The sequence below is a fragment of the Absicoccus sp. genome (assembly GCF_034090965.1).
Classification (GTDB): domain Bacteria; phylum Bacillota_I; class Bacilli_A; order Erysipelotrichales; family Erysipelotrichaceae; genus Absicoccus; species Absicoccus intestinalis.
In genome coordinates this window covers 23,812-36,248 of sequence record NZ_JAXDRQ010000008.1, presented here as the reverse complement: position 1 = coordinate 36,248, position 12,437 = coordinate 23,812, and the positions used below count along the sequence as shown (strand labels likewise).

Below are 12,437 nucleotides of genomic sequence, written 5' to 3'. Positions count from 1 at the left end.
GGTGAATTGATTTTGTATCAATGGTTTTACCGTAAAGGAAATATCCAAATTCGTGGATTTGGTTTGAATGGGCTTTTTTTCATATTCTGCTGGAATGGTTTGGATAATTTCATAAAAAGCATCAATCGTTTGTCCGGAAAGATCAATTTCCGCACCAATATGCAAAGGTTCATACCCATAGCGAACGGGCGTGTTTTCTCGTTCGATAACTTTTGCTTCCATCAATTCCAATAAAGAAAGATATTCGGGATCGAAGCTTTGTTTATCAAATCGAAATTGTGTTTTTTTACTGATCACATAAGGAGATTGGGTATGTAGGTCATGGATAAAACTGGAAATCGACCGGACCTTATACATACGTTGGTTTCCCATCCAAACCGAAAAGGATAGGGAATCCATGTCTATATTTAAATGGGGAACTAATTTTAAATGTTGATCTAAATTTGTCGTTTTGGGGGTTTGATGAAAAGCCGCTAAAAAGGCAAAACCATTGCGATCGGTTTGATCTCCAGGATTTTGTTTCAGTATATATTGCATGGTCAAGTACAAGAGGGCGGCTTCGTGCTCACAAATGGGCCGGGTATGGTTATAGAACGTGTCATAATTGTTGTGGCAATCAAAACTACGACAATTTAGGCGTTTTACTTCATTATGTCGTAATTCGAGATAGGCACTCATGTGATTCTTATAGTAGCTTTGTACTACCAAATATTGAGTTTGATCTTCATGGGACCATTCACTGATGGCGAGTCGGGGTTCATCAATGGTCATCGAATGATCATTGGCCAATTGTACCCCTTTTTGCCATGTAGCATAACGAATCGGAAGGGAATTTAATATTTGTCCCATATTAAAAAAATAGTCTTTTTTGGAAAAGGCTTCTTTAATTTGAGGCAAGATCTGTACTTGGAATTTTTCTAATTCCTTTTCGGTGGACTGGGTCCGTAATTGGTCTTCATAGGCAAAAAGTACAGCGGCTTCGTGTTTACAATAATTGTGGTCTTCCGCAAAGGGACAGCTACAGTCCATATGCAGAAAAGATTGTTCGTCTTCATTGAATTGAATGGTCACAAAATACGTATTATAGCCATCGACTTTGGCACGCAATGTATGACCTTCTTTTTTTAAGTCATAGACTTGACCAGAGTAAAAATAGGATTTACCACGATTTAAGATTCGAGTGGGGAATAAGTGTTTCCATTTCATTTGTATCACCATTTCAATTATATCAATTTCTGTAGTATAATAGAAAAGCTTTAAAATGTTATAACATTTAAAGGAGAGCCTATGAAAACAAATCATATACAATCGTTATCTTTGGATGAATTAGAAAAATTAGCTGCTTCCATTCGTGCTTTCTTGATTCAATCTATTTCGCAAACGGGTGGTCATTTATCCAGCAATTTAGGTGTGGTGGAATTGACCATTGCTCTGCATTATGTGTTTCATTCGCCCCAAGATCAGATGATCTTTGATGTGGGGCATCAATCGTATACACATAAGATCTTGACAGGACGAATGGATCAATTTTCAACATTGCGACAAAAAGATGGATTGTCCGGTTTTCAAAAACGAAAAGAAAGTATCCATGATCCTTGGGAAGCGGGTCATTCTTCAACGTCTTTATCGGCTGCTTTGGGTCTGGCCATTGCTCGAGATATGCAACACAAAGATCATCAGGTCATTGCCATCATTGGTGATGGAGCCTTAAGTGGTGGAATGGCTTTTGAAGCTTTGCAGGATATTGGTTCGAAACAAAGGAAGATGATCATTGTTTGTAACGATAATCGCATGTCGATTTCGGAAAACAATGCCGGCTTTGAAAAGGGATTCTTGGATCGTTCTTTATTTGCGTCGTGTGGTTTGGATTATGTGGGACCTTTAAATGGGCATGATTTGAAGGCATTGATCCAAACGTTTGAATCCATCAAGGATCATCAAGGGCCCATCGTTGTTCATGTATTGACTCAAAAAGGCAAGGGGTATCCATTGGCCGAAATTGATATGGAAGGAAATTGGCATGGTGTGGGTCCGTTTGATGTGGCAAGTGGAAAAATGAAGAAGAGTGGGTATTCTTGGTCTGCATTAATGGCGGATGCTTTGATGGAACTGGCCCAAAAGAATGAAAAGATCGTCGCTATTACGCCGGCCATGGCCCAAGGTTCTAAATTGTATGGTTTTCAAAAAGCGTTTCCAGATCGTTTTTTTGATTGTGGGATTGCTGAGCAGCATGCCATCACGATGGCCAGTGCCATGGCCCAAGGTGGTATACGCCCTTTTGTGAGCGTATATTCTTCCTTTCTTCAACGAGCTTTTGATTCTTTGTTGCATGATGCTTCACGAATGGATCTTCCCATTGTGATTGGTGTGGATCGCGCCGGTTTAGTGGGAGCCGATGGCGAAACCCATCAGGGTGTTTTCGATATCCGGATGATGGAAATGATGCCACATATGGTTTTAAGTCAGCCAAAAGATGGCAAAGAAGCTCGTGATCTTTTGTACACGGCCTTTTGTCAGAAACATCCTTTTGCGATCCGATATCCTCGGGGCAATGTAGAAAAAACAGATACTGCTTTTGCATGTATTCCAATTGGTTCTTGGACCAAAGAAATCGTGGGTTCGCATCCGGTTTGTATCGTGATCACGTATGGTTCCAAAGTGGATGTATTGATTCAAAAAGCAAAGGAAGAAAATTTATCTTTGGTTGTCGTCAATGCGCGTTTCTTTAAGCCTGTGGATCAAAACATGTTAACCGAATTGAATCGGATGGATCTGCCGATTCTTGTATGGGAAACGGATCAAATGGGAAGTTTATCGGATTCGGTTCGCCGAACGATTTGGAAACCAATCACGGTATTTGGGATTGGTGATCATTTTGTCGAACAAGGAGATATTCCATCTTTGGAAAAAGCCGAACAAATTGATGTGGATGCAGTCATTAAAGTTGTGAAACAAAAAGACTTTCGTATACTTTAGATAGATGGAGGTTGAATCATGAAAAAAGATTTGGGTGTTCAACAGGCAGTTTTTCCTATGCCGGTATTGATGATTGCTGCTTACGATGAAAATGGCAAGGTCAATGTCATGAATGCAGCGTGGGGACAAATTGCATCAAGTGATACGATTGCTTTGTTTATTAGCGAGGGGCATAAGACAACAAAAAATATTCGTAAAACCAAGGCATTTACCGTATCGATTGCGGATGTTGATCATATGGATGTGGCAGATTATTTTGGCATGGCTAGTGGCAACACGGTAGAGGATAAGTTTGAGAGAACAAAATATCATGTAGTTAAAAGTACCCATGTCAATGCGCCTATCATTGAAGAATTTCCGGTTTGCATGGAATGTGAATTAGAAGATATCGTAGAGGGCAGCATTCATGCCGTAGTGGGTAAAATCATCAATGTATGTGCTGATGAATCGGTATTGGATGAAAAGGGACAAGTGGATGTTGATAAGCTTCATGCATTGGTGTTTGATAATTTCCAAAGAGGCTACTATGAAGTTGGAAAAAAAGTAGGTCAGGCTTGGAATGCCGGCAAGAAATGGTTGTAAAAATAGGATAGAATAGACATGAATCCAAATGATTTGTGTCTTTTTGTTGAGAGGAGGATGTTTATGTTTCGAAAAATGCGTCGTTTCAAACAAGAAATTTCTCAAGAAAAATGTATTCGTATCTTAAGAGAACAACCTCGTGGGGTTTTATCGATCATGGGGGAAGATGGATATCCATATGGATTGCCATTGGATCATTGGTACGATGAAAAAACGAGAACGATTTGTTTCCACGGTGCCAAAGAGGGGCACAAGATCGATGCCTTAAGAAAGAATAATAAAGTATCATATTGTGTATATGATCAAGGGTATCGCAAAGCAGGGGAATGGGCTTTGAATATTCAGAGTGTCATTGTATTTGGAACCATTCATGAAGTGAAAGATCATGATCGTGCCTTGGAAATTTGTCGGCAATTGTGTTTGAAGTTTACAAATGATCAAGAGTATATTGAAAAGGAAATCAAAAATGCCGGTTCGCGCGTCTTATGTTGGGAGATTCAAATTGACCATATGACAGGAAAGTTAGTCAAGGAATCTTAGTTGATATCTATGTTGAGTTTAACGAAGTATGTCGAGTGGATGGCATTTGTTTCCTTTGATGAACATCCCTTTGATGTGATGGATAGTATTGTTCTGGCTCAATTTGCGTATTTGGATATGAAAGATGTCTGGCAACAAGAGCCCATGAAGATTTGTGATTTAATCGAGAAACAATCTTCGTATTCGATGCAGATGGTACCCGATGGACAAGATCATGATGACTTTATAAAAATGGTTGCCCGATCGGATCGGTATGGCCAGTTGTTGGTTAAAAACAATGTGGATACGTTTGATGAAAAGGAACATATTCAATTTGGGGCGATGACCTTACAAATCGATGAGGATCACGATCTGATCCTGTTTAAAGGAACGGATGATTCCATCGTTGGTTGGCGTGAAGATTTTATGATGTCTTTTACCAAGACATTTAGTCAAACGGCATCTTTAGCTTATTTGGAAAGTGAGATCCAGCCGCATAAACGGTATTATGTAGCAGGCCATTCCAAAGGAGGGCATCTTGCCATCTATAGCACATCGCAATTGATCGAAGAAAATTTAGCACACATTCAGGCTGTCTATGATTTGGATGGGCCGGGACTTTGTAAAGATGTGATGGATCCAGAATTGACTGCACGTATCGATACGATCACCATGCGGGTTATTCCCCAATATTGTATCGTGGGAAATATTTTTGAACCGCATTTTTCCAATGTCCATATTGTCAAAAGCAATGCACAGGGTACGATGCAGCATAGTTTATCCAGTTGGCAAGTGGATCATAAGGGGTTGATTGAAGCCAAAGAGGAAGATCCACAAAGTGTATGGATTTCAACATCAATCAATGAATGGATGAAAAATGTCAATCAAGCCGATCGCAAGACATTTGTCGATCAGATGTTTGATGCTTTTTCCATCAATGGTGATGTGAATTTTGAAGAAGTGAAAAAAGGAAATTTAATGGATTTTCACAATTTATTGATGGCTTTTTTAAGAACCGATCCTGTGACAAAGAAGACAGCGGTCGAATTACCGGTAACTGCGATTGCGAATTCAGGTCCTATTGTCAAGCAGCGACTTTGGGAACGAATCAAAGAACGAATGAAGAAATGAGGTCTGGATGACTTCATTTTTTTATTGACTTAAACCATATTTTAAGTTTTATGATACAAACAAGGAGGAATCATGGCCAAGACATATAGTATTTCAGAGGTAGCCTCAATGATGGGAGTAGCCCCTTCTACCCTTCGATATTATGAAAAAGAAGGATTATTGCCTAATGTGAAACGGGTCAATGGAAAGCGTGTTTTTGAAGAAAAAGATTTTGGTTGGTTGCGGGTATTAAATTGTTTGAAAAATACAGGCATGCCTATTCGTCGTATCAAGGAATATGCGCGATTGAGCCAAATGGGGGATGAATCATTGAGTGCCCGATATGAATTGATCAAGGCACAACGAGAATATGTGCAAGATCAAATTGATCGATTGAATTATTACATGAAAGAGTTGGATTATAAGGATTGGTATTATCGAACGGCCATCGAATTGGGGTCGGAAAAGGCTGTGCAAAATAAAAGCAAGGCCAAAGAAATGAATCTGGATACGATTCCAGAAAAGGAGGACTTTAAATGAAAACGTTAGTCGCTTATTTTAGTGCAACTGGCACAACCAAACAGAAAGCAGAGCACTTGGCACATGAAAAAGGGGCTAAGCTTTATGAGATCGTGCCAAAAGTAAAATATACGAAGGAAGATCTGGATTGGATGAATGCGAAAGCCCGTTCAAGCCAAGAGGGAAAAGATGAACAGATTCGTCCTGAATTAAAAGAAGAAAAGGTAGATTTAGATGAATATGATGAAATTTATCTAGGTTTCCCAATTTGGTGGTATCGTGCACCGAATATTATTTATAGCTTTATTGAACATAATGATTTAGAAGGAAAAACGATCCATTTGTTCATGACTAGTGGCGGTTCTTCCATCAAAAAAGCACAAGAACGACTTAAAAAAGCATATCCAAGCTTAAATATTGATTAAAGTCCAATTATTTACCCATATAAAAATGTATACTATAACTGTGATAAGGGAAAGGGATAGTATACAAGTTGGGGCATTACTTGTATGGTGGGTGTAGCCGGCATTTTTTGATGTCGGCTATTTTATTGTTTTTTTTTAAATATAAATAACTTAGTCCATTTTTTCGGACATACATTGTGCTATAATTTAAATAAATTGAATAACTTAGAAATTTAAGGCGAAAATTATGTATTCGAATCATGATTTATATGAATCTTTAATCGCTAAGACAAATAAAGATAATACACAGGAATGGTTACCATTATGGATGCATAGTACGGATTGTGCAGAAACAATGGTGTATCTTACAAAGAATTGGGTTGCTGATTCAGTCAAGAATACGATAGGATTAACCGAAGAAGTATTATATAAAACTGTCTATTTGCTCGGATATCTTCATGATATTGGTAAGGCAACATCCTATTTTCAATCATTGATTAGTGAAAATCTTCCTGAAAAACGAAACCATTTGAACTATTTAGGATTAAACATTCTACCATTAAAAAAATATTTATCTGTCGGAGATACCCCTCATGCACACGCAGGACAATGGATCTTATCAAGCAATATTATTGATTATTCCTTTGACGACAGCTTTTTAAATATTATTGGAGCACATCATGGAATGCCTATAGACCCAGATGAAAAAAACGGTTCAAAGCGGCTGGAAAGCTACTGTCAGAATTTTTTTGGTGATTTTAAATTTGATGAAAATTGGATGAGTTTATGGAACGAAATAGTTGCAACAGGAATGAATTTGTCAGGATTTGCATCTGTAGAAGAAGTACCTAAGTTATCACCAGAAGCACAAGTTGTATTGTCGGGATTATTGATTGTAGCTGATTGGATTGCAAGCAATGTGTATTACTTTCCGTTAATAGACTGTGATTCGGATGGAATAGATATTGAATATTCAGAAAGAATAAATTTTGCGTTTAATAAATTGAATTTTCCAGATAAATGGCAATCTAACACCTTTTATATGGATTCGGATATCTTTCAGGAAAAATTTGGTTTTATGCCAAATGATGTACAATCTCAATTCTTAAATATTGTAAACAATGTAGAAGAACCCGGTGTATATATCATTGAATCAACAATGGGATCTGGGAAAACGGAAGCTGCCTTAGCTGGAACCGATGTTTTATCTAATCGATTCAATGAAGATGGAATTTTTTGGGGCATGCCGACACAGGTAACAAGTAATGGCTTATTCCCAAGGCTGCTGCAATGGGCTGAAACAGAAACAAAAGATGAAGATGAAGGTCTTGTACATTCTATTCGTTTAGCACATGGTGCTGCAAAATTCAATCAACAATATAAAGATTTTATGTTCCAAGGGAAAAGCTTAACGCAGGAAGATGAAGAAGGTGGAATACGCATACATCCTTGGTTTGAAGGTCGTAAAAAAGCACTATTAGCTGATTTTGTTGTTGGCACGATTGATCAGTTCTTGATGGCGGCACTAAGAAGAAAACATTTCATGCTCCGCCATTTTGGATTGGCAAGTAAAGTCATTGTTATTGATGAATGCCATGCCTACGACACATATATGAATCAATACCTTTCAAGAGCATTAACGTGGATGGGGGCATATGGCATACCTGTTATTTTATTATCAGCTACATTGCCTAAAAAAAGACGTGTTGAATTAATCAATGCCTACGAGAAAGCATATGCAAAATATAATCTTGGCGATAAAAAAATCAAACCAGAAATAATGTGTCCAGGCTGGGAAAACAGTATTGCTTATCCGTTGATCACTTGGACGGACGGATCAAAAATAAATCAGGTGACTATAAATACTGTATCTAAAAATAAGAATGTCTTTATTAAGAATGTATATTATTCCAAATTGATAGATAAAGTAAGCGAAAAATTGCAGGATGGTGGGTGTGCAGTATTGATTTTTAATACAGTCAGACATGCTCAGGAAACATATCAAGCTATGATGAAATTAAAAGAAATGTCTGATAAATATATCGTATTATATCATTCGCAATTCACTTATCCTGATCGTCAGAAGAAAGAAGAAACGATTCTAAAATTAATAGGAAAATCATCAACTCCAAAAGAAAGAAACGGAACAATAGTAATTGGCACACAAGTATTGGAACAATCCCTAGACTATGATGCAGATATCATGTTTTCTGAGTTGTGTCCTATGGATTTGCTATTCCAAAGAATGGGACGGTTACATCGACATGATAGAAAAAATCGTCCTCTTGAATTGAATGATCCTCAATTCTATATCATACAGGATGATGAAAAAAACTATGATGATGGAACGAAAAGTGTATATGGTAACTATCTTTTGCTTCGTACAAAAAAGTTGCTGCCAACAGAGATAAAAGTACCTGAACATATCTCACCATTGGTACAAAAAACATATGATGAAAATGATGATTTGAAAATGAATGATAAAAAATACTTTGAAGCAAAACAACAAAACAATACAAAACAAGAAAAACTAAAAGCATTAGCAGATGTGTATAGATTGCCAAGACCAATGCGTCAGGGATTGATGGGAATGCTTTCAAATTCAAATAATTTTAAGGAAAGAGAAGCAGAAGCTAGTGTTCGTAATGGGGATACCTCGATAGAGGTCATTCTATTAGAGAAGATGGATGATGAGACGATTGGATTGGTTGATAATAAAGAATTAACAATTCGATCAAATATAGTTCCATCAGAAGACGATGCTCAAAAAATCGCATCCCAAAGAATAAGATTACCTCATGTATTAACAATGAAATGGAACATAGAAAAAACAATTAATGAATTAGAGCGGTTTAATAAACAATATTTATTGTCTTGGCAAGAATCTCCTTGGTTAAAAGGTGAACTCATACTCTTGCTGGACGAAGATCAACATGCTGATTTGAATGGGTATCAATTGTTTTATGACAAAGATATTGGATTGACGTATAAGAGAAAGGAGTGAACAAATAAAATGGAAGCAAAAGAGTTCAATTTATTACAAGAACCATGGATAAAGGTATTACTACCAGATTCTACGGAAACAAAAGTTTCATTATTGACTTTATTTAAAAATGCGCACCAATATAGTGCATTAGCTGGTGAAACAGAAACACAAAATGCAGCAATGCTGCGACTACTCTTGTCCGTTTCAATCACGATAATGTATCGATACGATATTCATGGAGACGAAATATTACTAACCGAAGATGATGACCCAAATAATGTTGTTAAACGATGGATTGATTATTGGCAATTGGGACAATTTCCATATTTTATATATGAGAAGTATCTTACGAAATATGAAGATAGATTCTGGCTATTTGATGATACATATCCGTTTTTTCAGAATGGTGGGTTAAATAAAGGGACTGAATATGATGCAAAATGTTTATTTGGTGATCTAAAAGAAAGTAATAATCCAGCAACTCGACATCATTTTAGTTTGCGTGAAAGTAAGTGTTTAGAAAGATTAGATTATGATGAAGCTGCACGATGGTTGATCTTTTTACAAAATTATTCGGTCAATGTTAAAAAATATCAAAAAGATCCGAATATGCCGGGAGATATACATTCATGTGTTGGTCCATTAGGGTTATTGGGATTTTTTTATATCCAAGGAAGCAATCTATATGAAACCATTATGCTCAATTCTACCTTATTAAAAAATGGCAATGAAGCCTTTGGTAATCCAAATCCGATTTGGGAAATGCAACCGGATGATCAACAGTATGTAGAAATATATCCAGACAATTTGCCACAGTACTATACGATGCAGTGCAGACGGGTAGAATTAAAAAACAATAATGGATTTGTTGGTAAATTTCTATCAATGATTGGTGAAGTTAATAGTTTAGATACTGATCTAGAACAAATGACGATCTGGCATGAGGTCAAGAAAGAAGGCATTAGACCTAAAACACATGATTTTTCTAAAGAATCGTGGCAGGAGTTTCCAGCTCTTTTTGACATTGAAGAAAAAGTACGCAAGCCTGGATTAATATGTTGGATAAAAAAAATAAAAAATGAATTAGATGATAAAAACGATAGAGAAACAAGAATATCTTCCAAATCCATTTCGAATATAGTAAAGATAGTTTCTGTAGGACAAAGATATTATGGAAGCACAAAATTTATTCTCGATGAAATGTACTATGATAGTCTATCTCTTTCTTCGGATTTGTTATCAGATAAAGGCGTTATATGGATCGAGATGATTTCAAAAGAAGTATTGAATTGTCAAAGTGTAGCTCAACAAATTAATAATAGTGCAAAGGATATTTCTAAATTTCTTTATGGTCAAGTAAACACTAATATAAGCAATAAATTAAAGTCAGATTATTATTTTAGAATCAACACCCTTTTTAAAGAATGGTTGTTAAGCATTGACCCAAATACTTCTGATGAAATGGAAACAATAATAAAATGGGAAAAAATTTCATTAAATATGGCTTTGAAAACTGTTGAAGAATATGTTTGGAGATTTAATACAGAACTATTTGAACAACGAGAAATTCAAAATAAAATATATGCTTTACCAGATATTCTGAATAAATATTCAAATAATATATATAAAATTTATCCAATTTTAAAAGGAGAAGATCATGAGTAGAAGCAAAGAAATTATGTCGTTTGTAAATAAAAAAATATTTTATTTGCAACAATTAGAAGGAAGTTCACAGGGGAATGCTGAGTTGGCATGGTTACGTAGGGGTATTGGAAAGAATCCTGGTGAGATGCCTGATTTATGGGGCATACTGTATGAAGACATGCCAGAAAATTTTATTGGAAATACTGATGAGCCAAGTAAAGAAGAATGGAGTTGTTATACGGCATTAACGTTATTTGCATTGCATCAACAAGGTATGAATATTGCATCTCAATGTATGCATATTAAGGGAAAAAAGATTGGGCAGTCTTTACGAATGCTGTCAGATGCTTTAGGCGATGCAGGGGCAGAAAATCGTGTCTTAAAACAATTAAGTGCATTATCAACTTCCAAAAATAGAGATGAATATTCATATCATCTTAGAAAAATTGTATATTTATTAAAAAGCGAAAAAATACCATTAGATTATGGAAAACTTGCAACAGATCTTTATCTTTTACAATATGACGAATATGCCTCAAGTGTAAAACTTCAGTGGGCTAGAGATTTTTATAGAAAAGGAGCTAAAAAAAATGACTGAAAAAAACCGATTTATTGACGTACATGTTATCCAAAATTTACCACCTAACTGCATAAACCGTGATGATACGGGAAGTCCTAAAACTGCTATTTACGGTGGAGTATTGCGATCTAGAGTATCTTCACAAGCTTGGAAAAGAGCAATTAGAAAGCAATTTCAGCAATTGTTTCCGGCTGATTCAAATGGGATTCGTACTCGTAATGTTAAGAATTTATTGATTGATCAGATTATACAAAAAAGTACAGTAGATCTTAGTGAAGATGAAGTAAGTAAAGTGGCAGAAAAAACATTAGAATTGGCAGGCATTAAAGGAGAAAATAGTAAAGATGTTTTATTTTTTATCAGTCACAAACAGGTTGATGCTTTAGCTGATGTAGCTTTGAATCATTTTGAGAATGGAAAGTGGAAAGAGCCAAAATCTAAGCAAGAAAAAGCTGAATTTACTGCAGCAGCCAAAAACAATCCAAGTATTGACATCTTATTATTTGGTCGCATGGCTGCACAAGAACCATCGCTAAATTATGATGCCACTTGTCAAGTAGCACATGCAATATCTACGCACGAAATACAAAATGAATTTGATTATTTTACAGCAGTAGATGATGCTAATAATGATGATACAGGTGCTGGACATTTGGGTACAGTTGAATATAATTCATCAACTTTATATCGTTATGCAACACTAAATGTACAGGAATTGAAGAAGAATTTAGATGAAATTGAGATATTGTCGGATGTAGTGAAAAAATTCATTCAAGCATTTGTTGTATCGATGCCAACTGGCAAACAAAATACTTTTGCAAATAGAACTTTACCAAGTCTAGTTTATGTTACATTACGAGATGATCAGCCGATTAATTTAGTTGGTGCTTTCGAGCGTCCTGTTAAAACATCTACAGAAGGATATGTTGATGAATCCATTGAAGTGTTGACTAGATTTGCAAATAAGACTTATAAAATGTATGATGCTTATCCAAAAAAATCTTGGTATATTGGAGATCAAATAAACCTTTTTGATGAAAAACCTATCCAGTCTGAAGATTTGCAAAAAATGCTAAGTGATGTAAAAAATACAATTATTGAAGAGGAATAGTGATAA

General features: G+C 35.9%; 11 protein-coding genes. 10 read left to right on the top strand and 1 reads right to left on the bottom strand.

Annotated features, from left to right (window positions below; translation table 11 throughout):
* A partial coding sequence (locus SOS22_RS01120) for an SWIM zinc finger family protein (protein ID WP_320596064.1) occupies positions 1 to 1,206 on the bottom strand: 1,206 nt, incomplete at its 3' end.
* A gap of 81 nt (positions 1,207 to 1,287) precedes the next feature.
* Between SOS22_RS01120 and SOS22_RS01115 the strand changes: the two genes are divergently transcribed.
* The 10 genes from SOS22_RS01115 to cas7e all read left to right on the top strand — a co-directional run bounded on the left by SOS22_RS01115 (position 1,288) and on the right by cas7e (position 12,431).
* Positions 1,288 to 2,976, top strand: a complete 1,689-nt coding sequence (locus SOS22_RS01115) for a 1-deoxy-D-xylulose-5-phosphate synthase (protein ID WP_320596063.1) — start codon at positions 1,288 to 1,290, stop codon at positions 2,974 to 2,976.
* 18 nt (positions 2,977 to 2,994) lie between these two features.
* Entirely contained in the window at positions 2,995 to 3,558 is a 564-nt protein-coding gene (locus tag SOS22_RS01110) for a flavin reductase family protein (RefSeq protein WP_320596062.1), read from the top strand.
* Between the two features lie 63 nt (positions 3,559 to 3,621).
* Positions 3,622 to 4,098 carry a pyridoxamine 5'-phosphate oxidase family protein gene (locus SOS22_RS01105; protein ID WP_320596061.1) on the top strand — a complete coding sequence of 159 codons (477 nt, stop codon included), beginning with the start codon at positions 3,622 to 3,624 and terminating at the stop codon, positions 4,096 to 4,098.
* 9 nt (positions 4,099 to 4,107) lie between these two features.
* Positions 4,108 to 5,208 carry an Mbeg1-like protein gene (locus SOS22_RS01100; RefSeq protein ID WP_320596060.1) on the top strand — a complete coding sequence of 367 codons (1,101 nt, stop codon included), beginning with the start codon at positions 4,108 to 4,110 and terminating at the stop codon, positions 5,206 to 5,208.
* A 72-nt stretch (positions 5,209 to 5,280) separates the two neighbouring features.
* Entirely contained in the window at positions 5,281 to 5,727 is a 447-nt protein-coding gene (locus SOS22_RS01095) for a MerR family transcriptional regulator (RefSeq protein ID WP_320326008.1), read from the top strand.
* A complete protein-coding gene (locus tag SOS22_RS01090; RefSeq protein WP_320596059.1) occupies positions 5,724 to 6,131 on the top strand; it encodes a flavodoxin in 408 nt (135 codons plus the stop codon). Before SOS22_RS01095 ends, SOS22_RS01090 begins: the two co-directional genes overlap by 4 nt.
* 226 nt (positions 6,132 to 6,357) lie before the next feature.
* Positions 6,358 to 9,114, top strand: coding sequence for a CRISPR-associated helicase Cas3' (cas3, locus tag SOS22_RS01085; RefSeq protein ID WP_320596058.1), 2,757 nt, complete (start codon positions 6,358 to 6,360; stop codon positions 9,112 to 9,114).
* Between the two features lie 9 nt (positions 9,115 to 9,123).
* Positions 9,124 to 10,761 (top strand): type I-E CRISPR-associated protein Cse1/CasA, encoded by a 1,638-nt coding sequence (gene casA, locus SOS22_RS01080; protein ID WP_320596057.1) that lies wholly within the window; start codon positions 9,124 to 9,126, stop codon positions 10,759 to 10,761.
* On the top strand, positions 10,754 to 11,338 hold the full coding sequence (gene casB, locus SOS22_RS01075) for a type I-E CRISPR-associated protein Cse2/CasB (protein WP_173446476.1): 585 nt from the start codon (positions 10,754 to 10,756) through the stop codon (positions 11,336 to 11,338). Before casA ends, casB begins: the two co-directional genes overlap by 8 nt.
* The gene (gene cas7e / locus SOS22_RS01070) at positions 11,331 to 12,431 is read left to right on the top strand and encodes a type I-E CRISPR-associated protein Cas7/Cse4/CasC (protein ID WP_320596056.1); all 1,101 of its coding nucleotides are present in this window, start codon (positions 11,331 to 11,333) and stop codon (positions 12,429 to 12,431) included. Before casB ends, cas7e begins: the two co-directional genes overlap by 8 nt.
* The last annotated feature ends 6 nt before the right edge of the window (positions 12,432 to 12,437 follow it).